The following is a 25,524-nucleotide window of genomic DNA, read 5'->3' as shown; positions in this document are numbered from 1 at the left end:
CGCTACGCACTCGATGTGACGCTTATGAGAATCACTCATGCAATACCAAAAAAGGAATATCTGTATGATAGCTTATTTTTTCAACGGTAGGATGAAACAAAATACGTTGAAAAAAATTGAGATTCTTAGCAACCATCATGATCATATCTATATCTCTGCTTTCTACAAAACATTGCACAGCTTCTTCGATATTAGGGTTAGACAGGAAATGAAAACTATGTTCTATATCATCTTCGAGATAGTCGTTCAAGTAATCTTTGTTCTTTTTTTGTAAATCAGTAAGTTCTTGATCTTTTTTAGCAATATGTAGTACCCTTAAAGCTGCATCATTCTTGGTGAGAATATTGGTAATGGTATCTAATACTCTACTCCTGTAATAAATATTATAGTCTGTTGGAAATGCAATTTCCTTAGGTGTCGAATACGCAGCTTTTTCAGGAATTACCAACACCGGGCACTTTACTTTGGTAATGACATCGCCGGTATTACTCCCTATGGTTTTCTCTTTAAGACCAGAAGCTCCTTTGGTGCCCATTACAATAAAATCAATATGTTTCTCTTCTATTTGTTTTCTAATTGCATCTACAAAGAAGATATATTCGTTAATTGTAAAAAACTGGTGCTTAGTATTTAATGGTAATTTCTCAATTCTCTTGAGCAATATTTGCATTTGTTCCTTCCCGCTATGAGTAATTTTTTCTAAAATGGTATCTTTTGATCCATAAAAAGAGTTTCCTCCTATCATTTCGTCAATATGAGAAACGTGCAAAAGATAAAAAGTACATTCTGTATTTTTTAAAAATGATAGTGCATATGATATGGCATTCCACGAATTTTCAGAAAAATCTGTCGGAATCAGGATGTTTTTCATCTTAAATACTTTCTAATATAACAAATGTATTAGGATGCTAAGATGTAAAGAATGACAAAAATCAGTTTATCTATTTTATTCTATCAATTGAAGACCTGATAGATTCAAAATTTTAATATTACGTCCTTCGATTTCTATGAGTCCGTCTTTTTTAAAACTGGATAATGTACGTATTAAACTTTCTGTTGCAATACCCGCAACACTAGCTAAATCATTTCGAGATATTTTAATACTTTCTTCGGGTTTTTTGTTTAGTACTTCGGCAAATTGAAGGATTGTCTGTGCAGTTTTCTTGCGTACAGAACTATACGCCATTTGCAATAATTGCTCTTTAATTTCTGACAAATTATCGGTAAGTAATTCCATTAATTCCAGAGAGATGTTTTTGCTTTTTTCAAGAATATCTTTCAAATTATTTTTTGACATTCCAGCGATCTCAATATTTTCAACTGCAGTTGCCGATTCTTGATAAGGTGTATTGTCGACAAACGAGGTAAAACCTAAAAAATCATCGGCCTTATACAGTGCGGTAATTAATTCTTTACCACTCTCATCCATCTTATGAGTCTTTACAACTCCTTTTAAAATCAAATATACCTTGTTAGAATGTTCTCCTTCCTTATAAATCAATTCTCCCTTCTGATATTCAGAAATCTCACCATGATCATCAAAGAAGTTCTTAAGTTCGTTAAGGTTTCTAAGTGTATCTTCATGTTGATTTTCTTCTGATTGTTCAATTTTCTCCTGGAAAATTTTAGAAATTAATTGTGCTTTAGCCAAACGACTCTCTATAGCGCTTAATAAATCATCTTCTTCAAATGGTTTGGTGAGATAATCATCTGCTCCCAGATCCATTCCTTTTCTTATTTCTTTATGTTCTGTCTTAGCTGATAAAAAAATGAAAGGTATTTGACTTGTGACTTTATCATAGGATAACGCTTCCAAAACACCATAACCATCTACTTCGGGCATCATGATATCACAAATGATGATGTCGGGCTTTTCTTCTTTGGCTTTAGTAATGCCTGTTTTTCCGTTTGGCGATGTAATTACTCTGTAATCAGAAAGTTCTAAAAGTTCGGCAGTATTTTCTCTTAACGCTACATCGTCTTCAATTAATAAAACAGTCTTCATTATTATTGGTGATTATTGGCTATTGGTATTTGAACTTCGAAAGTTGAACCTTCGTTTTCTTCACTTGTAAAAGTAATAGTCCCGCCCAGATTTTCCAAATGACTTTTCACAATGTTTAACCCAATCCCCGTTCCTTGATCCAACAACGCATTTTCTGCTCTAAAATAACGCTTAAAAATAAATTCCTGTTCTTTTTCTGGGATACCAATCCCCTTGTCAATAATTCTAAAAGTAAGGGCATCATTTTTAAAACTAACATACAAATCTATAGTGGTGTTCTCTCCAGAATATTTTATAGCATTATGAATAAGGTTTGACAACACTAGTTCTAAGATTTTTTCATCAAATTCTATTGTATAATCATCTATATCGCTTGGATAATTTATTCTCTGTCCATCTTTAAGCAACATATTAGCATTGTATACGACTTCATTAATAACCTTACTAAGCGGAAAAGTAGTAAACTTATAAGTTGCCTTACCTGTTTCTAAACGTTCGATAGATAAGAAATCATTAAGAATATTGTCTAAATATTTTACTTTATTCTTAATAGTATCAAGATGTTTAACTCTTTTATCCTGTTGTTGTTCCTTAGCATATTTACCTACAAGTGTTGCTGAAGTAAGAATACCGCTTAGCGGAGTTTTAAACTCATGTGAAACCAGAGACAAGAACTTTGTTTTTAACTCATTAAGATCTCGTTCCTTTTTTAAAGATTCTTTTGTTTTGGCTTCGGCTTCCTTACGTCGTTCTACTTCCTTCTCTAATGTATTGACAGTTTTTTTAAGTTCTTTGGTACGGTTTTCAACCGTTTTTTCAAGCTTTTCTGTATAATTTTTTCTATCAGTAATATCAAGAATAATCGCCACAAATACAGGAGCATCACCCAGATGCGATAACTGAAGATGGACCTCGACCGGGTAGATGGTGCCATCTTTGCGTTGATGCACAGTCTCAAACTCTAGTTTTTCTACTTTTTTCTGGAGTAAATCCTCAAGAAGTTTCCTGAATTGGGCCTCTGTATACTGCGGTTTTATGTCAACAGGAGTTATTTGCTTAAGTTCTTCTAGAGTATATCCTATATTTCTCAAAGCGCCACGATTAACATCAATAAAATTTAAGGATGTAGTATCGAATATAAAGATTTCATTAAGGGATTCATCAAAAATTGTTGCCCAGTGCCTTAGCTCTTGCTCTGCTTTTTTGCGTTCTGTGATATCCATAACCAATGCCATTACAAAGGTCTTTCCATATATTTCAAAAGGACTTAACCCTGCTTCTACCGGAAAAGCTTTACCGCATTTCCGAACTCCACTAATATCTCTTCCCCTGCCCATCTGACGCTTCTCACTATGCTTTAAAAAACTTTTGAAATGGCCTCCGTGATTTCCACGATATTGTTGTGGAATTAAAACATTTAATGGCTGTCCTTTTAATTCGCCTCTTTCATAACCAAACATTGTTTCTGCACCACTATTCGTGGCTACAATGGTCTGATTTTCATCTACAATAACAACCCCTTCCGAAATTGCTTCGGCAAGAATGTCAAATGTATTTTCGTTGGTAAATGGCATAAATACAGGTTCGTCTATATTAAATTTATGGTCATAATACTAGAGTATAATCTTATGTGGTTGAAGACTCAGCATATTCCTACAAATGTACAAGAAAAACCTACAAATAATGATATTGGTCATTTATTATTAGTACCTCTTTGGATACTTTAACCAAAAATTATGAATCATGAAAGGAGTCTTAAATTTAGGGAAGCTTTTTAAAGTAACTATTGAAATTCACTGGACATTTGTTTTCATTTTAGCCTGGGTAATATTTTTGGAATTAAAGGCCGGTGGAACCCTACAAAATGCCTTAATGAGTACTATTTTTATTCTCTTATTATTTGTTTGTGTGGTGTTTCATGAATTTGGTCATATCCTAACTGCCAGAAAATTTGGAGTAACTACCAAAAAAATAACATTACTACCTATTGGCGGTGTTGCTTCTATGGATACTATCCCCGAAAACCCAAGACAAGAGTTATTGATTGCCTTAGCAGGGCCGGCAGTAAATATTGCTATAGCGATGTTTCTGCTTTTATTTGTTCGAGTATCATTTTTCTTTGACCAGGATCCCAATCAATTAGAAAGCACGTTAAGTCATGTTACCGCTCAAAACCTAATAATTTACCTTTTCTTTGCCAACATAGCACTTGCTATATTTAATTTTATCCCAGCATTTCCTATGGATGGTGGTCGTGTGCTTAGAGCTATCCTTGCTATGAAAATGGATCGGGTTACCGCCACTAATATCGCCTCAGGAATCGGTCAGTTTCTTGCTTTAGTTTTTGTAATTATCGGGATTCTTTATAATCCTTTTTTAGTAATCATAGGCTTGTTCATTTATTTTGGTGCCTACGGCGAAAGTAAAATGGTACGACAATTAGCATTACTAAAAGGCCATAAAATAAGTGAAGCCATGCTTACTAATATTTCTGTCCTAAAACCAGATAATACTATCGAGGATGTTATCGAATTATTACTATCAGGAACCGAAAAAAACTTTATAGTCGTACAAGAATCAAAAACTGCAGGTATACTATATCATAGAGATATTATAAAAAACTCTAAGAACAAAAACTTACGTATAAAAGATGTAATGTCTACATCGTTTAAATCAATTGACCAACATGCAGATTTAAAGGATATTTTTAAATTAATCAATACAGAAAAAAACGATTTTTTTGCTGTCACCAATAATGACAAATTAGTAGGAGCAATAGATCTCACCAATTTAACCGAATTTATGCTAATCCAGGCGAGCCTGATTGCCAAATAATACTGTGTTTATATCAATTCAACTGATTTATGTCATAAAAATCCTCGACATAGCTTAGTACATTTATCTTACGAATCGATAATTTAATATCATGAATACAACTCAAAACATAGGAATTACATTTTATCAAAATCTAGGAAAGTTATTCTATGCGATTGCTGCTTCTGATAAAGTTGTTCGCCCATCAGAATATGAATCATTGCGAAAAATTGTAAAGTCAGAATGGATGAAATTAGATGATGTAGAAGATGATTTTGGTGTTGATGCAGCTTTTCAGATCGAGATCGTTTTTGATTGGCTCGACCACGAAGAGCTAAATGCCGAAGAGTCCTTTAGTCAATTTGAATCTTACTTCAAAGAAAATAAATTTCGCTTTACAGATAAACTAAAACAACTGGTTTGGAGTACTTGCAACGCAATTGCTGGAGCTTTTTCTGGTAAAAACAAATCAGAATTGATGATGCTAGGTCGGTTGAAATTGATTTTTGAAAAATAACACCTAATTCTCAATAAAAACATGGAGTTTATTGATTACTATAAAATACTAGGTGTTTCTAAAAATGCTTCGGAAGCTGATATCAAAAAAGCATATCGAAAATTAGCCCGAAAATATCATCCGGACCTCAATCCTAATGATAAGAAAGCAGAACAAAAGTTTAAAGAAATCAATGAAGCCAATGAAGTATTAAGCGATCCCGAAAATCGTAAAAAATACGATCAGTATGGTAAAGACTGGAAACATGCCGAGGAGTTTGAAAAAGCACGACAATCACAAGGGCAATATAGCGGTTCGGGTAGACAACAGCAGTCTTATGAAGACTTTTCTCAAGGGGATTTCTCTGATTTCTTCGAATCTATGTTTGGTGGTGCAGGAAGAAGTTATAGTCGAGGTCAAGTAAAATATCGAGGCCAAGATTTTAATGCAGAGTTACACCTTGACTTAATGGATGTTTATTCGTCTCATAAAAGAACACTCACTGTTAACGGGAAAAATATTAGAATTACTATTCCCGCAGGAGTAGAAAATGGGCAAACCATCAAAATCAAAGGTCATGGTGGACCAGGAATCGGCGGTGGCCCAAAAGGTGATCTGTATATCACCTTTGTTATAGAAAACAGAACACAATTTAGACGAGATAAAAGCGACCTGTATTTAAATAAAGAAATTGAACTATATACTGCAGTTTTAGGTGGAGAAATAACGATTGATACACTTGACGGAAAAGTGAAACTAAATGTAAAACCCGAAACTCAGAATGGCACAAAAGTAAAGCTAAAAGGAAAAGGGTTCCCAGTGTATAAAAAGGAAGGTCTCTTTGGAGATTTATACATCACCTACACCATAAAAATGCCCAAAAACCTTTCTCAAAAACAAAAGGAATTATTTAGAGAATTATCCAAACTTTAAATATCGTGTAATGACCAAAGAACATCTCATACCTGCTAAAGAATTTTGTGTAAATCACCAAATAGAATTATCTTTCATCAACTCCTTACATGATTTTGGATTAATTGAAATTATTAGTATTCAACAAACTGCATTTTTAAATCCAGAAGAACTTCCTAAACTAGAGCAAATTTTACTTTTCCATCAGGAGTTAGAGATTAATCTTGAAGGAGTCGAAGTAATTATACACTTGCTAGAGCGAGTTCATAAAATTCAACATGAAGTGAATACCCTAAGAAACAGATTGGACTTATATGAAAATCTTTAATTTAAAATTTCATCTCAACTGATTCTTATCATATTTTCATGTCAAAATCTCTATTACATTTAGTATGTAAAACATATAAAGACATGCCTCGACCAAAAACCAAGGATGAATTAGTTAACCTAAGCAACAAGAACTACAATACGTTATTAGATTTGGTTACTTCTTTTCCCGAAGAACAATTAAATCAGGAGTTTCCCAATGGTTACCTCAATAGAAATATTAGAGATGTATTAGCACATCTTCACCATTGGCACTTAATGATGCTAGACTGGTATAACATAGGCATGACCGGAAATAAACCCGACATGCCTGCAAAAGGACATACCTGGAAAACAACTCCGGATCTTAATAGAGAAATTCAAAAGAAATATAGTCAAACAGAAGTAAGTGTAGTAAAAAAAGCACTTCAAAACTCATTTGATGAATTGCAAAAAATAATTAACCATCATACTGAAGAAGAGCTGTTTGAAAAGCGAAGATTTAAATGGACAGGAACAACTTCATTGGCCTCGTATCTTATTTCTGCGACTTCAAGCCACTATGATTGGGCAAATAAATTAATAAAGAAATGTATGAAAACAGTTCACAAAACAAAGTAATTATTCATTTCTATCGATATATAATATCAAAAAAAACACCATGAAAACACTAATAATCAGTTGTCTTATTTTCTTAAGTTGTATTGCTTGTAAAAACGAGACATCACCTCAAAAAGTTTCTGATTCGAAAGAGGTAGAAACAGAACAACAAATAGATCAACCCGTACAAGATACCGTAGTCGTTTTCTCTGAAGAAAGCCTGGAACTTAATCAAGAGAAAACAAAATCTATTAAGCGAGAAAAGTTAATTAAAACTGAAGATGATAAGGTTCAATTACAGAAATTAGTAGTATCAAAAGAGTTTTACAAAGAAGAAGATCTCTACGTATTAGACTATAAATATCCTTATCTCAATGAGAAAATCGATCAAGGATATTCTGTATTCAATACTTTTATTAAAGAGAACTATTTAAATATTGAAAAAACTGAAAATCAAATTCTAGAAGACAAAGAACTACTTTGTGACACACTAAAAATCAATAGATTTAGAGACAAGAGAACTATTGACTACAAGATTTATAATGTAAAAAATGATCTAATTAGTGTAGTACTATATAAAGAGAATTATTACTCTGGTATGTTGTATTCTACTTACTTATTTGATTGTGTTAATTTTGATCTTCAGAAACACGATTTTATCTATTTTAATGATCTTTTTGAAAAAGGGGCAGAGCAAGAAATATTCAAAACTATAAATACTATTATAAAGGAAAATATCCAATCTGGTGAATTATATTATGAATGCTGGGAACTATCTGAAGGAGATTTTAAAGCTTATAAAAACAATTTTGTTGTAAATGATGATGTTATCGAATTCTATTTTGATGATTGTGTAATCTGTCCTTCTTACACGGGAACATATTCTATAGAAATTCCGATAAAGAAAATTATGCATTTGCTTAAGAAATATAATAACTCGCCTATAATAAGTTAAACCTAAAACAGTGCTTTCTAAATCCATTGTTTTAATTTAGTGATATCGAAATTATAGAACTCTAAACGAACTTATGAAAGATAGCTTTAATAATATTATAAATTCAGAAACACCTGTGTTGGTTGATTTTTTTGCCGATTGGTGTGGCCCTTGTAAAGTGCTTGCTCCAATTCTAAAACAGGTTAAAGATGAATTGCATGAAAGTATCAAGATTGTAAAAATTGATGTGGATAAAAACCAACCCTTAGCCGCAAAATATCAGGTTAGAGGTGTCCCTACCATGATATTGTTTAAAGAAGGGAAACAGCTCTGGCGACAATCTGGAGTATTACAGAAAAATGATATTATTGAAGTAATTAATTCATACCAGTAGTTATGTTACTAAATACATATATAGACCATACCCTACTAAAAGCCGATGCTACTGTTGATGATATCAAAAAACTTTGCACAGAAGCTAAAGAACATGATTTTTATGCGGTTTGTGTAAATGGTTATTATGTTGCATTGGCAGATAGTGAATTAATGCATACTGATATAAAAGTTGCTGCCGTGGTAGGGTTTCCGCTTGGGGCTATGTTAGCTCGAGCCAAAGTATTCGAAGCTCAACAATGTATTGATCAGGGAGCCGATGAAATTGACATGGTTATTAATATAGGTTTATTAAAATCGGGATATTACAAAATTGTAGAAGACGAAATTAGAGCCCTTAAAAAAGCAATCGGAGATAACGTGCTAAAAGTGATTTTCGAAAATTGTTATCTCACCGATGAAGAGAAAAGAATTGCCTGTACATTATCTTTAAACGCCGGAGCAGATTTTATAAAAACCTCTACCGGATTTGGTACGGGTGGTGCTACTCTTGAAGACGTAAAACTAATGAAAAACGAAGTAAAAGATCATGTAAAAATAAAAGCTTCAGGAGGTATTAGAGATGTAGAAACAGCAAAACAATACATTAATCTGGGGGTTTCAAGAATAGGTACCTCATCTGGGATTCCCATAGTAACTTCATACTAGACCGTTATAAATTGAATGTGTAAAATTTAGATATGAATGAAATTACTTTTTCAGAGCATGATACAAAAGTAAGCAGTATTATAAGTAGGCAGTGACTGCATACTAAAAACTGCTTATTGTTAGTAAACTACCTCGGGGCAAACCCGCGAGGCATTGGTTGGAAAATAATTTTGATTTCGAGGCAAGCCTCGGAGCATTTAAATCTCGATTATCGAGTAAAATTTTTAGAACCTTAAAATTAAGTATCTAGTTTTTTAACTTCAATTGAAATCAATAAAAAATGAGTGTACACATCGCTGCAAAACAAGGAGAAATTGCTGAAACCGTTTTATTACCAGGGGATCCGCTACGTGCCAAATGGATCGCAGAAACTTTTTTAAAAAACCCATTTTGCTATAATGAAATCAGAGGAATGTTTGGCTATACCGGAACGTATAACGGCAAACGTGTTTCGGTGCAAGGAACTGGGATGGGAATCCCATCTGCGCTCATTTATTGTCATGAACTCATTAATGATTATGGAGTAAAAAACCTGATTCGCGTGGGTTCTGCAGGGTCCTATCAAAAAGATGTACACATTAGGGATATCGTCATTGCCATGGCAGCTTCGGCTACTTCGGGGATTAATAACTCTAGGTTTATTAATGCTGATTATTCTCCTACAGCTAATTTTGAGTTATTTATGAAAGCTACTCGATATGCAGAGGATAATAACATTACGATAAAAGCCGGAAACGTTTTATCCTCTGATGAATTCTATGAAGATGATCCTGATTCTTATAAGCACTGGGCAGATTTTGGTATATTATGTGTAGAAATGGAAGCCGCGGGATTATATACCATTGCGGCAAAGTTTAATGTAAAAGCTTTAGCGATTTTAACCATTTCTGATTCTTTAGTAACTGGAGAAAGAACATCTTCAGAAGAACGAGAAACTACCTTTAGCAATATGATTAAAATAGCATTATCTACATTATAACCTGAGTTCAACATAAGTTTATACTTGACCAAAAGCCGTCAAATTGAGTGATTTTTCATAATGAAATGGAGAAAAATTGTATCGAAATTAGGCTTTTAAGCCAAAATTAATTGTTTTCGATACATTTTTGCCATCGCAAAACACTCTGACATAATTTTGTTATCTCAAACTCAGGTTTATAGAGTTCTTATATTTTAAACGTCATCACAGGTTTATTGGCATGATTTGCGATATCCTCGCCTATACTTCCACTAAAGAAATGCGCCAATCCACGACGTCCATGCGTAGGGATTGCAATAATATCGGCATCTATTTTTTTACTATAATTAAACACTCCGCTTTCTACGGTATAATCACTATAGTAAACTACCTTATCATGCATCTCAAGGTTACCAGAATCTGCTTTAAAAAGAAAATCTTTTACTCTTTCTTCCATTTGATCAGAATTTTTAAACCTCTCTCCTGGTAGATTTACATACAATAAATGAATATTAGCTCCTAGCGATTCGAATAATTTCATGGCATTGTGATAAGATCGCAGGTTCTCAATTTTAAAATCACAAGCAAATACAACTTCTTTCATCTTGAAATCTTCTCCCGGGTTTTTTATCACTAATACCGGAATATCTGAAGTACGAACAACTTTTTCTGTATTCGAGCCTATAAATACTTCTTCTCTCAAACCAGTCGTTCCGTGAGATCCCATTATAATCAGGTCTGCATCATTTTCATGTGCTACTTCATTAACTTCACTAAAAATTTTATAATTCTGTACAGTTTCGCTAAGCTTAATTCCTTTTAGATAATCTCTATCTAAAAAAGTTTCAAACCTCTTTTCTGCAAGTTTCATATAATATAGTGCTTCTGCAACTTCCTGGCCTTCATTTTTGGTTAATACGGCCTCAGACAATCCAAGCATATGCAAGACTATAATCTCAGCATCTTGTTGTTTTGCAATAATGGCTGCTACTTGCAATGCGTATTCTGAATATTCTGAAAAGTCTACAGGGACAAGAATTTTTTTCATGGTTTCTTCGATTTTATGATATCAAAATTAGAAGATGTTGTCACCAATTAATATGATAATTATCATAACAATCCTAAAGTAAAGCCTATAACTTTATATATCAATTTTTTAAATCAAATTAAAAACCTATCGATCATGGCACTTAATTTTAATAAATATGCAAAAGAAGCTAATACCTTTTTAAAGGAATATGCCGAAGAAATGAACCTTGAGAATAATCATGGAAAAGCTGGACGTATTTTATCTGCCATTTTACATGGATTAAGAGAAATTATTTCTGTGGAAGAGTCTTTACAATTGGTTGCTCAACTCCCTATGTTTTTAAAAGCTGTGTATGTTAATGGATGGACAATCAAAACAAAAAAAAATAAAATAAAACATATAGAGCAATTTATTGATTTAGTTCGATCCTATGATGGGGTTACCTCTATCTATGATTTCGAATCTAATGAAATTGCCGAACATTATATTCAAACCACATTTTTTGTGTTGCGAAAATATATTTCTCCAGGAGAGATGCAGGATATCAGAGATGAATTACCAAAAAACCTGAAACACATTATTTTTGATAAGTTGTTTTTCTAGAATGTTCTTGAGATTCCTAAACCAATAGCAATATAATTTAGATCTAAATCGATGCTTACACTCTCAGTTTCGAGGTTTCTGGCTACTGAGCGAAATCTTAACTCTGGTCTTAGACTCCATTTGTCATCTAATCTCATTTCTATGCCTATACCTAGTTGCCACCCAAAACCATACCCTGTATCGGCAATACTATTTTCGTCATTATTTTCTACTTCGATATGATTATAGACAACACCCACTCTTACCAGATATGAAAGAGAAGGTTCTGCCAAAGGATATATGAATTGTAAACCCAAAGTATATCCTGTTTCTTCAAAATCAACATTTGTACTGGTAAAAGAATCTTCTTCTTGAAATTGATTCCATCCTAAGCCGACATATCCCGAAAGATGTGGCATGAAACGATACGCTGCAGTACCTTCAAATCCGAAACCGACAGCTATATCGATATTTCCCAAATCCTGAGTCGCGAAGTTAAGCCCTGGCCTGAATTCTACAGACCATCGATCTTGACCAAAAGAAATCATTGGAAACAGCAATAAAATCAAATATAAAACAGGAGTCTTTATTATTTTCACAGCTTTTTTTTACCTATTTTTATCTAGTATTGGTTCTAACCTTGCCACAATCTTATGCACAAAATCAGGAGCTTCTTCGAGATTAGACTCTCCTGTGATTGCATCAACTTCGCTCATCATATAGGTGCCATTTCCAGAAGTTGTCATTACTATCATTTTATTTTTATGATCTAATGATCGTTCTACAAATTGCCTCACAACATAAGGTGGTTTCCAATTTTCCCAGGTGTGTATTAGTACAATCGCGGTATAATTTTCGGGTTGCACTTCGGTCAAAGAAGAAACATCAATTACTTTAATAAATATAGAATCTGGCTTGTAATGATTCACTATTGAATTGGTGATTGTATCTTTAAATTCACTTCCCTGGGTAGCAATTAGAAGTTTTTGTGTCAACTCCTTTGAGTTTACCTCAAATTGCTGGGCTTCTTCCATAGAATATTCGTATTTGTACCATGTTGCCCAAAGAAATAATATGATAACAACAGATACAATGATTAGCATTACTTTTCCGAATCGTTTCATTTTAATACGTTTTACTAATTTTTTACTAAAAATATTGAACAATAATTCAGAAAAATATGATAATTATCACGTGCTCAACAAGGTCTATTTTCTTTTAATCAATTGGTAATGAAGAGCTCTTGTGTTGTATTACGAACTGGCAATATTTGCTCATATTGCATTTGAAAAATAATGGCATCTACATAGTCTTCTATTTGCAGTTCTACGAGCTGGTAGTCATAGATATCCAAACACATCCCCCAGGATAATGAAATTTCTTTTTTATTAATCGTATAGATATCAGTTTCTAAATGATACACCTTATAAACACCGAAATATCCTTCGGTATCTTCTCTCTTCTCTTCTACCCCTGTTACTGCTGTAATCATAAAGCCATCATACCCTTTTTTTGATATGATTGTGATTAATGAATTCAATTCCTCTTCAGCTTTTTCTATTGTAGTAAAAATAACAGGAGAAATAATAGCACTTTGATATGCATTAATTTGGTAGGCCATTAGTCTTTCTTTCATTTCTTTTTCAAAAGTATTACGAGCTTTTATATTATCTGTTAACCCAATTATGACCATCTTTTTAGGTAAAAAATCCATGATTTTTTCATCTTTCTCTTTATAAATATTTGTTGTTTTGATTGGCGCATAAGCAATCCCGACAATATTAAATAAAAGAAATAGGCTAATTAATCTTCTCATAAATCAACATTTGAGAGTTAATGTAGCAGGATGTCATACGATTTGCTATGATCTTTATCATACTCTTTGGATTAGATAAATCCCCGACGTTTAGATGAAGTTTTTTAAATTGAAAAACCAGTGCTGGAAGATAATACACGTTTTAATTCATTAGTTGTGGTTGGGTCTATAAGATTTAAAGCTCTAACATTACATAATTCTTCAACCATTTTTCTTCCTGCAAGTGTATTCGTAGAAACCCCGGTGACAATATCCGGCACAATATCAAAAGCTTTCATTAGTCCATATACTGCATAAGGATCTGAGGCACTCAAAACAACACATTTAATCTGTTCTCGTATAGCATTAATAGCAATGTCCCCATTATAAGGTTCTAAAGGTGATGCCCCTATTTCGATAATTGCTACATCTGCTTTTTGTAATGCTATTTTACTTAACAATTGACGGAGTTTAAGTTGATATTCTTCTCTGGGATAAATAGAGGAAGGTAATCCTACATCTACAAAATCCATAACAGCATCTGCTCCCACGTCTTTAACAGCTAATATGTCCTTAAAGCGGCCAGCTCCCGTAAGTTTTGCTCCCACTACTTTTAATCCGGCTAGTTTAAAAAGGTTAGTAACAATTCTAGCAGACGTTGTCTTACCAGCAGACATTGAAGTCCCCACAAATAGAACTACAGGGGTTTCAAAAGGAACCTCTTCGACATGTTCTATACAGCTATTCATTGTTAGTTTTTCTTCCCCTCTAAAGGCATGAGCCGTATAGATGACCTTCATCATATTAGGAATAAACGCAGATTTAGAAGTCATCTTACCCAACAATCCAGCTCCTGTTAATACATCCATTTTAAGATCCTTTTCTACTTTTTTCCAAGTTCCTGTGGCTTCCAGTGTTGCAAAACGTTCCCCTAGAGCTCCGACAATAGATTCTCCTCCTATTACACCGCGCATTCTTCCATTAGGAAGCTCAAGACTTAATCTATTACTGCCTGCATCCAGAATTTTACAGATTATATAATCTCCCGTTTCCCATTGATCTTTTGGTAACTGTTTTAACTCAAAACCTTTTTCTTGAAGATCGGAAATTCGTGTAAGGGAAGTATAAATATATCTATGCTTCATGACTTAATGATTTAAAGGTTTTGTCAACAATAATAAGGTTAGCAATGCTGTTCTCTCTATCAATTTATCTCGTAAAATATATTCATGTAAAGCATGCGCCCCATCACCAGGTGTGCCCAATCCATCAAGTGTGGCTGTAAACTGGCTGGTTGTATTTGCATCAGAACCACCTCCCGCCGTGGCTTCATCTAACTCAAGCCCTAAAAGTTTTCCTTTTTGTTCCGCTATCTTCCATAATGCTTGATTACGACTTGTTTTCTGCATAGGGGGTCTGCCTATCCTTCCTTCGATGTATAGCTCTATATCCTGAAGATTTGGTTTTAAGGCTTTAATCTTACTGGTTATGTATTCTCCATCAGTTTTATTTAATACTCTAACATCTACTATTGCCTTACTTTCGGGGGCAATCATGTTGGGTGATATCCCTCCTTCAATCATTCCTACATTTACTGTAATTCCCTTTTCAATATTGTTCATTGCATAGAGTTTCTGTACTTGATGAGATAACTCTACGATAGCATTGATTCCCTTAGTAGGGTCTAAACCTGCATGGGCAGCTTTTCCTTTTACGGTAATAGTAAAACGCCCTATACCTTTTCTTGCAGTTTTTAATTTTCCGTCTAAACCAAGTGGAGGTTCCAACACATAGGCTCTTGATGAAATCTTGGCCAACCTTTTGATCATATTTGTAGATTCTTTGCTGCCTATCTCCTCATCAGAATTGATTAAAACAACCGGAGTTACAGATATATCTAAAGACAATTCTTTAATGGCCCGTAATGCAAAAACAATTTGTGTTAAACCAACTTTCATATCATAGATTCCCGGACCTTTAATTGTTTTGTTTTTATACGATATAGGCATTTCGGCCAGTGTATCTATTGGCCAAACTGTATCACAATGTCCTATTAAAAGTTGTAATGGAAGTTGCTTCACTCTATTTGCTGGTTTTATATAAAGATACCCTCCAGTTTTCTTTCCCAAAACATGTACCGAATGGTAGCCAATCTTTTCAAACTCTTCTTTTAAAAAATCAATAATTTTATGTTGTGATGTAACAGAATAGGAAGGGGATTCTATAGTTACTAAATTTTCTAGGAAAATCAACATTTCATCCTCGCAACGAGTAAGGTAACTTTGTATCATATTTGCTATGTCTACATCACTTTTCATCGCGAGAAATCCTTTGGAAACGGAAAATTGAATGTTTCTGCCACTTTTGCAAAACGGCCATCTGCCAAGTACGCCAGTAACGGATGTTTGACAAGCTGCTCCCGCTCATCTTTTTCAGAAACTTTTAAATAATCCGGATGCACAGATGCTGCTCGAATCTTACCCGTAATAATACTATTGCTATCAAATCCATCAATAATTTTAAACAATTCGCACTCTAGATGAAGATACGAATCGGTTACCAACAATGCATCTATGGTCTGAGCCCTTATCGTGGGTAACACACCTACTATTTGATCTGATTTCGAAATACTTTCAATTCTGGGCGAAGCACTTATAGAAGCTAAGAGTATCTGGTTTGGTAAAGGAAAACTTACCGAGAACTCCCTACTTTGTATTACATTTTGATAGGTACCATGTCTTGGAGTGCACACAAAACCGAAGTAATTGTCAAAGCCAATTGGCATTACCATATGCTTTGGAGCCATATCATACCCTTCTTTCTCTTTGGTTCCTACAATTACCAAAGGTGCTATGGTGAAAAAATGATCCCAAATAGGATCTAAAACATCTAATGGTATATGTTCTTTTTGCTCCGACATCTTATAATATCTCGTATCTCATCAAGGTACAAAAGGGTAATGTTTTAAGAACTGATTTTTATCAGCTTATAACAGTTTGAAAGCGAACAAAGAACAACAACTATTAGCTGACCAATATCATTTTATAATGACATAGTTATTAATACATTGACTAGTACAACCAAAACCTTAAACAAAATGAAAACACTAGTACTATTGCTTTTACTTCTGTTACCTGTGTTCAGCTTTGCTCAATTTGAAGCAGAAGAAGAAGTTACAATCTCAGAAGAACAAAATGATGATGTATATCTTACTGGAGGGAAAGTAAAAATAAATGCCAAAGTAGATGGAGATTTAGTTACCGCCGGAGGGAATATTATGTCTACAGATTCTATACAACAAGATTTGATAGCTGCCGGAGGGGAAATTATGATCAAAGGATATATAGCAGACGATATCCGTACAGCGGGTGGCCGTCTCACCATTGATGCTGAAGTTGGTGATGATCTTGTTGCCGCAGGAGGAGAAATTAGTATAACCGATCAAACAGTAATCCATGGCAATCTTATTTCTTGTGGAGGTGATTTGGATATTGATGGCGAAATAAAAGGTTTAGCTAAAGTTTGTGGAGGTAATTTGACCCTAAATGGAAAAATTGCTAAGGAAGCTACATTTTATGGAGGAAAAGTAATCATTAATGGCGAATTACGAGGCCCCACCAAAATCGTGGCAGAAACCATTGAAATTGGAGATAATGCAAAATTCTATGCAGATGTTGAATATTGGGTTGAAAATCGTGAGGTTGATTTTAAAAATTCGCTTATAAAAACTTCGGCAACATTCAATAAAGATTTAGCAATGGACGATCATCAAGCTTCTTGGAAATTTTTGGGAATAACCGCATTAGGATTCTGGATATTCTATATTTTCTCTGCCCTTTTAATCCTTTTATTATTTAATCTATTGTTTAAAAATTGGTTTGCTAAAGCGATTGTTAATTTAGATGAAAATATCCTCAAAAGCCTCGGATATGGTATCGCTTATCTAATTGGTATACCATTATTGATATTAATAACACTTATAATTATCATCGGAATTCCGATTGGACTCTTCTTAACCACTCTATATGCATTCAGCATATTATTTGGGCATTTGGTAGTAGCATTACTAATCGCTCATTATCTAAATAGAAGAAACGAGAAAAGCTGGAATTTATGGACCATCGTTTTTTTGGCACTGGCTATTGCCATAGTGATTCGATTATTCACTTTTATACCCATACTGGGAGGGATTATTTCTTTCTTAATCATTGCCATTGCCTATGGCGCAATAATAATGACAGTAATACAGCACAAAGCCTATTTAAAACTAAGCACTTAAAAACATAGAAGATGATACTAAAAGATAACCCTAAACCAGTTGCAATTCGAATTGGCAATATTGTCTTGCAAGGTAATCTTACTGTGCCCAAAAACGCTATTGGAATTGTAATTTTCTCTCACGGCAGTGGTAGTAGTAGATTGAGTCCAAGGAACAACTATGTAGCAACGATATTACAACAAAAAGGACTGGCTACGTTGTTGTTTGACCTTTTAACTGAACAAGAGGATTCTGTTTATCAAAACAGATTTAATATCGGTTTATTAACCGAGCGATTAATTGATGTTACCACTTGGATTAAAAATTATTCTGAAACCAAAGGACTTTCTATCGGATATTTTGGAGCAAGTACCGGAGCCGCATCAGCTTTAAGAGCAGCTGCCTTTTTTGGTAACGATATTAGCGCTGTCGTATCTAGAGGTGGCCGACCGGATTTGGCCATAAAAGAACTACACAAAGTAACCGCCTCAACCTTATTGATTGTGGGGGGCTGGGATGATATCGTGATTCAATTAAATGAAAAAGCTTATCAAAAATTAAACTGTAATCGAGAATTAAAAATTATACCAGAGGCTTCACATCTTTTTGAAGAACCAGGAAAACTTGAAGAAGCAGCTAATATGGCTGCCGGTTGGTTTGAAAAAGAACTATCCCATAAGTATGAATAATATGTTTAAAAATAGAACAGAAGCAGGTTTTCAATTAGCAGAAAAATTACTGCACTTTAAAGATAAAGATGTCGTAGTGTTGGCCATACCAAGAGGAGGCTTACCTCTTGGCACGGTTGTCGCAAAAGCATTGAATGCACCTTTAGACGTTGCGCTAACCAAAAAAATTGGACATCCATATAATAAAGAGTACGCTATAGGAGCCATAAGTTTGGATAGTAGAGTTTTAAGTACCCCAATCGAAGCGCCTAAGGAGTACATTGAAGAAGAAACAAAACGAATACGAGAAGTTTTACGGCGCAGAAGAGATCAATATTATAAAAATACACAGCCACAAGATGTAAAAAATAAAATAGTCGTTATTGTTGATGATGGAATCGCAACTGGGAATACGATTCTGGCTACTATTGCACTGGTATCCAAGATGAGTCCGGCTCATATTGTTGTAGCAATTCCGGTAGCACCACAATCCGCAATTGAGAAACTAAAAAACTCTCCTTATGTAAATGAGATGATTTGTCTACAAACACCTCATAACTTTAAAGCGGTGGGACAGTTTTATGACGAATTTTATACAGTTAGCGATGAAAAAGCCATTCGAATACTTGAAGAATGTAATCAAAATGCTGCATAATGTAGTAACAAAAAGCACAAGACCATTTTTATTTTTTATAATTTTAGCATTCCAATTAAATAGAGATGCTGAAGCATTATAACATTACTGCAAAAGGAAAAGTTCAAGGCGTTTGGTACAGAAAAAGTACTCAGGAAAAGGCCAACGAGATTGGAATAAAGGGTTTTGTAAAAAACCAATCCGATGGCAGCGTTTATATCGAAGCCGAAGGAAATGAAGATCAGCTCAAATCCTTATTAGAATGGTGCGCTCAAGGTCCTCAATTCGCGATAGTCGAAGATGTTTCTTTTACAAGGGGAGACATTCGATCTTTTGAACAATTTGACATTTTGCATTAAACCAAAAACCTCAGAGACTTTTTATAATTTTAAAATGCTTTAATACGCGTAAAGCTCTTAATGTATTCCAACGACTCCGTTTTCCCGCTTTTTCCATGTCGAAATGAGTTTTCCCCGGGTGTTTTGCTTGCACGTTCCAAGTTCCATCTATATTCCTCTTTTTCATCAAGATATCAAGAGCTGGCTGCATTCTTTCATCCCATTTTGTGTTCGAATATTGAAAATAATCTAAAGCACTCAGAATATCATATCGCCATCTTCTTGGGTAACTCAATTTCAGAAAATCCTTATTAATTATCTTTCCGGTTTTATCTGAAATATAAAGCTGATGAAGTAATAAAAACTCTTTGGATGATTGTATTGAATCCTTCACTTCTTGTAATCTATATAAATATCTATTGCGTTCATATTCTGTAAAACCTTCTAAAACAGATAGCGTGGTATGTAATGAACTATGTCTTGCTCCAGAGCGATTTGATCTACAATTAAAACCGCCATCGATCATCAACTCTTGTAATAAACTATCAACAACAGACTTTAATAGGTTCTTATCTGCCTTAAAATAGCTGGCATAATTTAAAAACATTCCATTAACACAAACATCACTTCTTTTCGCTTTTGGAAGAATTCCCCCATCATCGGCTTTACATTCTTTCAATATCTTATCGATAGCTTCTTTTATAAGCTTATTATTTGGCGAAATACATAGGTTTCGAAGATCGAGAATAGTATAATGTGAAGACATCCATTTTGGTTGATAAAAAGCCTTCCCCCAATGACCTTCTGGATTCCTTTTTGACAAGAATTTTGCTCCCCAACCTTCATGAGCAATACGCCTTTGTAAGTCAGTGGATTCTAAAGATAATAAATCTCTAAATACTTGGTATTGTATTGAAATATCTCCTTTTAGTAACCATTGTATGATCTCTTCATCACTCATTTATTCACTATTCTATTTTTTAAAACCGATAAAATGTAAAAGAATATCAATCAATATACCATGACTGTTATCATACTTCTTAAAATACTTCTATCATGACATTAATCATTTTATTCCCCTCAAACAGGTAGTATTTTTAAGACTATAATTCTTAAAATAACCTAACAATGAAAAGCATTCTTATTGTAACAACAATGTTAATGATGCTCCCTTTTATGGGATCGTCACAAAGTATAGAAGATATAGATGAAGTGACTTCTTTTCATGAAGAGCTGGCGGCCATAAGAAAAGCTGAAAAATGGGCTTTTATCAATACAAAAGGTGATATCGTAATCGATTATAGAGAGGATTTGGTAAAACCCAAAACAGATGCCTCAATACCCTATCCTTATTTTAGTGATGGAAGATGCCTTATCAAAAAAATGAAAGATGGCATTCTTTATTACGGATATATGGATACCACCGGTAAAACGGTAATTGAACCCCAATACCTGAGTGCCATTCCTTTTCATAAAGGACATGCTATCGTATTAAAAATTGTAAAAGAAGAACTAGGAAAAAATGACTTACTCGATAAAAATGTGGTCTCGTATAGCTACGACGAAGTGGTTATAGACCCTAAAGGAGCTATTAAAGCACATTTAGCAGGGCCAGAGCATTTGATTTTTACTAAAGAAAAGTTGAAAAAACGCCCCACGATTCAATCTTACTTCTTATCCCCTAATCTGATAGTTGCCAAAACCAAAAGTAAACATTGGAAAATATATGCATTAGATACATCTTCTAATTAATCTAAAAACGACAAAAAATGGAACGATTAAAAGACAAAGTAGCTATTATTACCGGTGGAGCTCAAGGCATAGGAAAAACCACAGCCAAATTATTTCTGGATCACGGTGCAAAAGTGATGCTTGTTGATATTGCAGAAAACGAATTGAAAACTACTGTGCAAGAGTTTGATACACCAAATGTAGCCTATTGTGTTGCAGATGTATCCAAAACCAAAGATGTACAGCATTATGTTGCTGAAACACTTTCGAATTTTGGTACGATTGATATCTTTTTTAATAATGCCGGTATCGAAGGTAAAGTATCTCCCATTAGCGAGTACCCCGAGGCTATTTTTGATCAAATTATTGCCGTAAATCTAAAGGGTGTGTGGATGGGATGCCAGTATGTTATTCCGAAAATGACCGATGGCGGAAGTGTAATCATCACATCCTCGGTCGCAGGATTAAAAGGATATAAAGGTTTAGGTGCTTATGTAGCCAGTAAACATGCCGAGGTTGGTATTATGCGAACCGCTGCATTAGAATTTGCAGATCGACATATAAGAGTAAATTCTATACATCCCGGGCCGGTACATACCCGGATGATGCGATCTATTGAAAAAGATATTTCTAGAGAAAACCCCATCGAAGCCCAAAAAGGTTTTGAAGCCATTATTCCTTTTGAAAGATATGCCGAACCCAAAGAAATTGGAGAACTCGTGCTATTTCTTGCTTCTGATGAAAGCCAATATATTACAGGAACCACACAAGTAATTGATGGAGGAATGATTGCAGTGTAAACACATTAAAAACATCTTATAAAATTAAAAATTATGGAAACAACAGAAATAGAAATGAATATCATGCCTCGAATAGGAGATGATGCCCCAGATTTTGAAACTATTACTACTCATGGAAATCTTAAATTCTCTGAATTTGCAGAAGGCAAATGGGTAGTTCTATTTTCGCATCCTGCAGATTTTACACCCGTTTGTACTACAGAGTTAAGTGGTTTTGCAAAAAGAAAGCAAGAGTTTGAAGCCTTAAACACCAAACTCATTGGGTTAAGCATTGATAGTATACACTCACATCTGGCCTGGGTAAATAATGTACATGAAAAAACCGGAGTCTATCTCGACTTTCCGATCATTGCAGATATCGATATGAAGGTTGCCAAATTATATGGGATGCTACAACCTAACGAAAGCGAAACTGCGGCAGTACGAGCTGTGTTTTTTATTGATCCATACCTGAAGATCCGACTTATTATGTACTATCCCTTAAACGTAGGACGTAATATGAATGAAATCCTGAGAGTCCTTGAGGCACTGCAGGTTTCTGATAAACATAAAGTAGCCATGCCTTTGGATTGGAAAAAAGGAGATAAAGTAATCGTCCCGCCTCCAAAGACTTTAGAAGAAATGGAGGATAGAATCCAGGATGATTCTTGTGAAAAAGTTGACTTCTATCTTGCCCGAAAGGATTTACAATTAAACTAATGAAAATTAATAAGTTTTTTATCGTATTACTTCTAATCGTTAGTACTTGGACTCTAGAAAGCTGCGGCCCCGTAGTTATTTCTTCAAGACCCGATACCCCACCACCTGCCTGGTTCTATCCTAATAGAGTCGAGGTGGTGAGATATGTATACTTTCCTGATTACAATATCTACTATGATATCTCTTTACGGAATTACATTTATTTTGAGAATAATGTCTGGATTACGATAGATGTGCTTCCTGTTCGTTATCGACATGTCAACCTAAACAGGTCCCGGTATGTAAGAATACGAGATTTTAGAGGAGATAATATTAGTAGTTACCATAGTACCAATAGATATTATAACCCTAGCAGAAGTACACGCAGTAGATATGACAATAGAAGCAGGTCTGATAGAAACAGAAGTACAAGAAATAATACATCTACTAGAGACAGAAATACCAGCACCAGAAATAGAAGTACTACAACAAGAAGTAGAAGTACACGATCAAGAGATAGTATAAACTAATACTTGATGCTTTACCAAAATTTCATTGTCCTCGATAATCTGAATTTTGAATTAAAAAAGTAATTTATCTTTAAACCTGAGTTCGATCTAAGGAATTGATTAAAAAAAGCCGTCAAATTGAGTGATTTTTCATAGTGAAACGAAGAAAAATTGTATCGAAATTAGGCTTTTGATTGAAAATTCACTTGTCTTCGATACAATTTTCTATCGAAAATCACTCTGACTGACGTAAATTTTCTTAAGTCGAACTCAAGTTTTAAGTTTCATGCCTCATCAATTTCATAATCTCTTTTTGTATGTGGTACATGTGTTATAATTATAATCGCAACACCTAGCATAGAATAGACAAAGTGTGCTATATCAAAGCTTTTTATAAAGAAAAGTTGCATGTTTATCCACAATATTAGTAATAAACCAACGTAGTAAGAAAAGGTCCAGGCCCAATGGTAATTTTTATACAGATTGATTTTCTCTACCATCGAGAAGTGCTTCTTTTTTATTAATCCATATAATACAATCCCGGGAAATACTCCTAAAACAAGAAATAAAAACAGCCCTGGGATTAAAAAATCAGAAAAGGGAGAATACTGAAGCAACTTGATGGGTAATCCAAGCTTTTCTCCAGAAGGGTCTATAATCATTAACGCTCCTGCAGGAACGGCACTAATTACCTGAAATAATATTAACAACATTAAGATATAGGTAGAGATTGACCGTTTCATTTTTTTATAATTTTGATGCCATTATAGCTTTTAATATTTAATATCAAGAGGTAACATTTTTGCACATTCTACCAACATTTTCATATCATTTAATCCAATATGAGCTGGATAAAATTTTCTTTCCGCATTCAATTGTTTTATTTCTTTATACAACAAATCAGGATTGGCATTTGCTGTTTTTTCAAGGGTGTTATAACCCGCTTCGTAAAGAACGTAGGCAAAGGTGTGATTTACCCATCGGATTCTGGAGAGATCGGTTAACTTCGTAAGTCTTAGAATTTCTGTATTGCTAATTCCCGTTTGTTTAGAAAGTTGTGCTCTATCCTCTTGAGTGATTACTTTTTCAAATAGATGACGCGTATTTTTAATCCCCTTTTTTTCTAATTTCGATATAATTTCTTCTGAAGTTTCAGGAAAATCTTTGATCCTATTGGGTTTTCTAATATATCCGTTAATCATTCTTCGTACTACGTTAAGGTACGGTTCTGGCAAACCACTATGTTTAGAGAACTCTAGAAGTTGATCTTTGCGCTTCAGTATTTTTTGTAGCTCCTGGAGGTTATGAATCCCTTGTTTTTTTATAGTACCCAGATGCTCTATATTTTCTTTCAACATCGTCCAGCTAGGTATAAGATGAGAAGATTCTATGATATCCTTATACTCTTCGATACTAATTTTTGATACATCTATATCATACCCCATGGTTTATCTGGTTTGTTTATCATTGCAAAGCGTAGAAACCTCATTCAGTTAAATTCACAACAACTCGTTTCAATTTATATCTTACCTTTTCGGCAATTTCAATCAAATATTCATTTTCTACGGCAACCATAGAAGCTGCAGGATCTACTACTGACACTTCTATTTTTCCTTTTTCCTTTTCCTGAATGATCACATTACATGGAAGCATCGTTCCTATTTTGTCTTCGACTTGCAGAGCTTCATAAGCAAAAGGTGGATTGCAAGCACCTAAAATGGTATAGTTGCAAAAATCTACATCCAATTTTTTCTTTAACGTGGCTTTCATATCTATCTCTGTCAATACTCCGAAACCCTCATTTTTAAGTTCATGAATTACCTTTTCTGTAGCTTCGCTAAATGATACTCCTTTTAGGGTGGTGTTAAAATAATAGCTCATTTTTTTCAGTTTATATCATTGTAATATTTCCTTTTTAATAGCATAGGTCTCAAGAATTTTTTGATAAGTTTCATGCAGTTTGAAGGTTTTTAAATCATCGGGAGTCACCTTATATATCGAACTCTTTTGCTCCTCGTATGTTGGTAGTTTCAGGATCTCAAATTCTATGATTGCTTGCGGCTCATACGTTGCCAATTTTTTTAACTGCTTTGCAATTTTTTCATTTTGTGTCTCTCGCCCACTACAAAGTGTGATAAACGAATAGTTTTTTAAGTAGGTTTTATTTTTCCTGACAAATGTTTTCATGGGGTTAGCAATTAGATAGTTCCATATAGGGGCCATCAACAGGATATGATCATACTGCCCCCAAGGTATTGAGAGTTCGTTAATCCTAGGAAAACGATTAAAAAGCATGTCTAACATAATCTTAAACATCCCGCGTTTTTTGGGTTCTGTAATCTGTAATACATCTGCGCCCAGATCCTTGCCTAAAGTGTCGGCCAACGCTTTATTATTGCCCGTAAACGAAAAATAAACGATTAGTGTTTTCATAG

At 34.2% G+C, this 25,524-nt stretch carries 33 protein-coding genes; 18 read left to right on the top strand and 15 right to left on the bottom strand.

Going from position 1 to position 25,524, the window contains the following annotated elements:
* Positions 1 to 31 precede the first annotated feature (31 nt).
* From ABW637_RS05495 to ABW637_RS05485, 3 genes are all read right to left on the bottom strand, one after another.
* Complete coding sequence (locus ABW637_RS05495; protein ID WP_367583636.1) at positions 32 to 871, bottom strand: universal stress protein; 840 nt, start codon at positions 869 to 871, stop codon at positions 32 to 34.
* A 75-nt stretch (positions 872 to 946) separates the two neighbouring features.
* Entirely contained in the window at positions 947 to 2,005 is a 1,059-nt protein-coding gene (locus ABW637_RS05490) for a response regulator (RefSeq protein ID WP_367583635.1), read from the bottom strand.
* A 2-nt stretch (positions 2,006 to 2,007) separates the two neighbouring features.
* Positions 2,008 to 3,579 carry a sensor histidine kinase gene (locus tag ABW637_RS05485; protein ID WP_367583634.1) on the bottom strand — a complete coding sequence of 524 codons (1,572 nt, stop codon included), beginning with the start codon at positions 3,577 to 3,579 and terminating at the stop codon, positions 2,008 to 2,010.
* Between the two features lie 169 nt (positions 3,580 to 3,748).
* Between ABW637_RS05485 and ABW637_RS05480 the strand changes: the two genes are divergently transcribed.
* From ABW637_RS05480 to deoD, 9 genes are all read left to right on the top strand, one after another.
* A complete protein-coding gene (locus ABW637_RS05480) occupies positions 3,749 to 4,840 on the top strand; it encodes a site-2 protease family protein (RefSeq protein WP_367583633.1) in 1,092 nt (363 codons plus the stop codon).
* A 91-nt stretch (positions 4,841 to 4,931) separates the two neighbouring features.
* Positions 4,932 to 5,336 (top strand): hypothetical protein, encoded by a 405-nt coding sequence (locus tag ABW637_RS05475; protein ID WP_367583632.1) that lies wholly within the window; start codon positions 4,932 to 4,934, stop codon positions 5,334 to 5,336.
* Positions 5,337 to 5,357: 21 nt separating this feature from the next.
* Positions 5,358 to 6,248 (top strand): DnaJ C-terminal domain-containing protein, encoded by an 891-nt coding sequence (locus tag ABW637_RS05470; protein WP_367583631.1) that lies wholly within the window; start codon positions 5,358 to 5,360, stop codon positions 6,246 to 6,248.
* A 10-nt stretch (positions 6,249 to 6,258) separates the two neighbouring features.
* Positions 6,259 to 6,555 carry a chaperone modulator CbpM gene (locus ABW637_RS05465; RefSeq protein WP_367583630.1) on the top strand — a complete coding sequence of 99 codons (297 nt, stop codon included), beginning with the start codon at positions 6,259 to 6,261 and terminating at the stop codon, positions 6,553 to 6,555.
* Positions 6,556 to 6,638: 83 nt separating this feature from the next.
* Positions 6,639 to 7,154 carry a ClbS/DfsB family four-helix bundle protein gene (locus ABW637_RS05460; RefSeq protein ID WP_367583629.1) on the top strand — a complete coding sequence of 172 codons (516 nt, stop codon included), beginning with the start codon at positions 6,639 to 6,641 and terminating at the stop codon, positions 7,152 to 7,154.
* A gap of 40 nt (positions 7,155 to 7,194) precedes the next feature.
* Entirely contained in the window at positions 7,195 to 8,088 is an 894-nt protein-coding gene (locus tag ABW637_RS05455) for an RsiV family protein (RefSeq protein ID WP_367583628.1), read from the top strand.
* Positions 8,089 to 8,161: 73 nt separating this feature from the next.
* On the top strand, positions 8,162 to 8,461 hold the full coding sequence (gene trxA, locus ABW637_RS05450; RefSeq protein WP_367583627.1) for a thioredoxin: 300 nt from the start codon (positions 8,162 to 8,164) through the stop codon (positions 8,459 to 8,461).
* Between the two features lie 2 nt (positions 8,462 to 8,463).
* Entirely contained in the window at positions 8,464 to 9,108 is a 645-nt protein-coding gene (gene deoC / locus ABW637_RS05445) for a deoxyribose-phosphate aldolase (protein WP_367583626.1), read from the top strand.
* A gap of 280 nt (positions 9,109 to 9,388) precedes the next feature.
* Positions 9,389 to 10,087 (top strand): purine-nucleoside phosphorylase, encoded by a 699-nt coding sequence (gene deoD, locus ABW637_RS05440; protein ID WP_367583625.1) that lies wholly within the window; start codon positions 9,389 to 9,391, stop codon positions 10,085 to 10,087.
* Positions 10,088 to 10,274: 187 nt separating this feature from the next.
* On the opposite strand, the gene ABW637_RS05435 is transcribed toward deoD, so the two are convergent.
* A complete protein-coding gene (locus ABW637_RS05435; RefSeq protein ID WP_367583624.1) occupies positions 10,275 to 11,114 on the bottom strand; it encodes a universal stress protein in 840 nt (279 codons plus the stop codon).
* Positions 11,115 to 11,249: 135 nt separating this feature from the next.
* On the opposite strand from ABW637_RS05435, the gene ABW637_RS05430 reads away from it, so the two are divergent.
* Positions 11,250 to 11,699: a DUF2267 domain-containing protein gene (locus ABW637_RS05430; RefSeq protein WP_367583623.1), complete on the top strand. Its 450-nt coding sequence runs from the start codon at positions 11,250 to 11,252 to the stop codon at positions 11,697 to 11,699.
* Here ABW637_RS05430 and ABW637_RS05425 read toward each other — a convergent pair.
* From ABW637_RS05425 to ABW637_RS05400, 6 genes are all read right to left on the bottom strand, one after another.
* On the bottom strand, positions 11,696 to 12,277 hold the full coding sequence (locus ABW637_RS05425) for a porin family protein (protein WP_367583622.1): 582 nt from the start codon (positions 12,275 to 12,277) through the stop codon (positions 11,696 to 11,698). The two genes, ABW637_RS05430 and ABW637_RS05425, sit on opposite strands and share 4 nt — an antisense overlap.
* Positions 12,278 to 12,286: 9 nt before the next feature.
* Positions 12,287 to 12,802 carry a hypothetical protein gene (locus tag ABW637_RS05420; RefSeq protein WP_367583621.1) on the bottom strand — a complete coding sequence of 172 codons (516 nt, stop codon included), beginning with the start codon at positions 12,800 to 12,802 and terminating at the stop codon, positions 12,287 to 12,289.
* A gap of 98 nt (positions 12,803 to 12,900) precedes the next feature.
* Positions 12,901 to 13,494, bottom strand: a complete 594-nt coding sequence (locus tag ABW637_RS05415; protein WP_367583620.1) for a hypothetical protein — start codon at positions 13,492 to 13,494, stop codon at positions 12,901 to 12,903.
* Between the two features lie 104 nt (positions 13,495 to 13,598).
* Positions 13,599 to 14,618 (bottom strand): hypothetical protein, encoded by a 1,020-nt coding sequence (locus ABW637_RS05410; RefSeq protein ID WP_367583619.1) that lies wholly within the window; start codon positions 14,616 to 14,618, stop codon positions 13,599 to 13,601.
* A gap of 3 nt (positions 14,619 to 14,621) precedes the next feature.
* Positions 14,622 to 15,791 (bottom strand): M20 family metallopeptidase, encoded by a 1,170-nt coding sequence (locus ABW637_RS05405; RefSeq protein ID WP_367583618.1) that lies wholly within the window; start codon positions 15,789 to 15,791, stop codon positions 14,622 to 14,624.
* Positions 15,788 to 16,393 (bottom strand): flavin reductase, encoded by a 606-nt coding sequence (locus ABW637_RS05400; RefSeq protein ID WP_367583617.1) that lies wholly within the window; start codon positions 16,391 to 16,393, stop codon positions 15,788 to 15,790. The genes ABW637_RS05405 and ABW637_RS05400 overlap by 4 nt, the downstream gene beginning before the upstream one ends.
* A gap of 177 nt (positions 16,394 to 16,570) precedes the next feature.
* Between ABW637_RS05400 and ABW637_RS05395 the strand changes: the two genes are divergently transcribed.
* From ABW637_RS05395 to ABW637_RS05380, 4 genes are all read left to right on the top strand, one after another.
* On the top strand, positions 16,571 to 17,752 hold the full coding sequence (locus ABW637_RS05395) for a bactofilin family protein (protein ID WP_367583616.1): 1,182 nt from the start codon (positions 16,571 to 16,573) through the stop codon (positions 17,750 to 17,752).
* A gap of 11 nt (positions 17,753 to 17,763) precedes the next feature.
* Positions 17,764 to 18,420: a dienelactone hydrolase family protein gene (locus ABW637_RS05390; protein WP_367583615.1), complete on the top strand. Its 657-nt coding sequence runs from the start codon at positions 17,764 to 17,766 to the stop codon at positions 18,418 to 18,420.
* A gap of 1 nt (position 18,421) precedes the next feature.
* Entirely contained in the window at positions 18,422 to 19,054 is a 633-nt protein-coding gene (locus ABW637_RS05385) for a phosphoribosyltransferase (protein ID WP_367583614.1), read from the top strand.
* Between the two features lie 65 nt (positions 19,055 to 19,119).
* Positions 19,120 to 19,392: an acylphosphatase gene (locus tag ABW637_RS05380; RefSeq protein WP_367583613.1), complete on the top strand. Its 273-nt coding sequence runs from the start codon at positions 19,120 to 19,122 to the stop codon at positions 19,390 to 19,392.
* Positions 19,393 to 19,402: 10 nt separating this feature from the next.
* Here the strand turns inward: ABW637_RS05380 and ABW637_RS05375 are convergent, their stop codons facing one another.
* The gene (locus ABW637_RS05375) at positions 19,403 to 20,332 is read right to left on the bottom strand and encodes a hypothetical protein (RefSeq protein WP_367583612.1); all 930 of its coding nucleotides are present in this window, start codon (positions 20,330 to 20,332) and stop codon (positions 19,403 to 19,405) included.
* A gap of 167 nt (positions 20,333 to 20,499) precedes the next feature.
* Here ABW637_RS05375 and ABW637_RS05370 point away from each other — a divergent pair, with 167 nt between their 5' ends.
* The 4 genes from ABW637_RS05370 to ABW637_RS05355 are packed head-to-tail and all read left to right on the top strand — an operon-like array spanning position 20,500 to position 23,110.
* Positions 20,500 to 21,123 (top strand): WG repeat-containing protein, encoded by a 624-nt coding sequence (locus ABW637_RS05370; RefSeq protein ID WP_367583611.1) that lies wholly within the window; start codon positions 20,500 to 20,502, stop codon positions 21,121 to 21,123.
* Positions 21,124 to 21,140: 17 nt separating this feature from the next.
* On the top strand, positions 21,141 to 21,902 hold the full coding sequence (locus ABW637_RS05365) for an SDR family NAD(P)-dependent oxidoreductase (RefSeq protein ID WP_367583610.1): 762 nt from the start codon (positions 21,141 to 21,143) through the stop codon (positions 21,900 to 21,902).
* 33 nt (positions 21,903 to 21,935) lie between these two features.
* A complete protein-coding gene (locus ABW637_RS05360; RefSeq protein WP_367583609.1) occupies positions 21,936 to 22,601 on the top strand; it encodes a peroxiredoxin in 666 nt (221 codons plus the stop codon).
* Positions 22,601 to 23,110, top strand: coding sequence for a hypothetical protein (locus ABW637_RS05355; protein WP_367583608.1), 510 nt, complete (start codon positions 22,601 to 22,603; stop codon positions 23,108 to 23,110). The genes ABW637_RS05360 and ABW637_RS05355 overlap by 1 nt, the downstream gene beginning before the upstream one ends.
* A 263-nt stretch (positions 23,111 to 23,373) precedes the next feature.
* Here the strand turns inward: ABW637_RS05355 and ABW637_RS05350 are convergent, their stop codons facing one another.
* From ABW637_RS05350 to ABW637_RS05335, 4 genes are read right to left on the bottom strand one after another with little or no spacing between them, the layout of a single operon-like run.
* Entirely contained in the window at positions 23,374 to 23,832 is a 459-nt protein-coding gene (locus ABW637_RS05350; protein WP_367583607.1) for a hypothetical protein, read from the bottom strand.
* A 30-nt stretch (positions 23,833 to 23,862) separates the two neighbouring features.
* Complete coding sequence (locus ABW637_RS05345) at positions 23,863 to 24,534, bottom strand: DUF4332 domain-containing protein (RefSeq protein ID WP_367583606.1); 672 nt, start codon at positions 24,532 to 24,534, stop codon at positions 23,863 to 23,865.
* Positions 24,535 to 24,574: 40 nt separating this feature from the next.
* The gene (locus ABW637_RS05340) at positions 24,575 to 24,970 is read right to left on the bottom strand and encodes a DUF302 domain-containing protein (RefSeq protein WP_367583605.1); all 396 of its coding nucleotides are present in this window, start codon (positions 24,968 to 24,970) and stop codon (positions 24,575 to 24,577) included.
* A gap of 15 nt (positions 24,971 to 24,985) precedes the next feature.
* On the bottom strand, positions 24,986 to 25,522 hold the full coding sequence (locus ABW637_RS05335) for a flavodoxin family protein (protein ID WP_367583604.1): 537 nt from the start codon (positions 25,520 to 25,522) through the stop codon (positions 24,986 to 24,988).
* Positions 25,523 to 25,524: the final 2 nt, after the last annotated feature.

The sequence above is a fragment of the Aquimarina penaris genome, assembly GCF_040786285.1.
Classification (GTDB): domain Bacteria; phylum Bacteroidota; class Bacteroidia; order Flavobacteriales; family Flavobacteriaceae; genus Aquimarina.
This window is presented reverse-complemented; position numbering and strand designations above follow the sequence as displayed.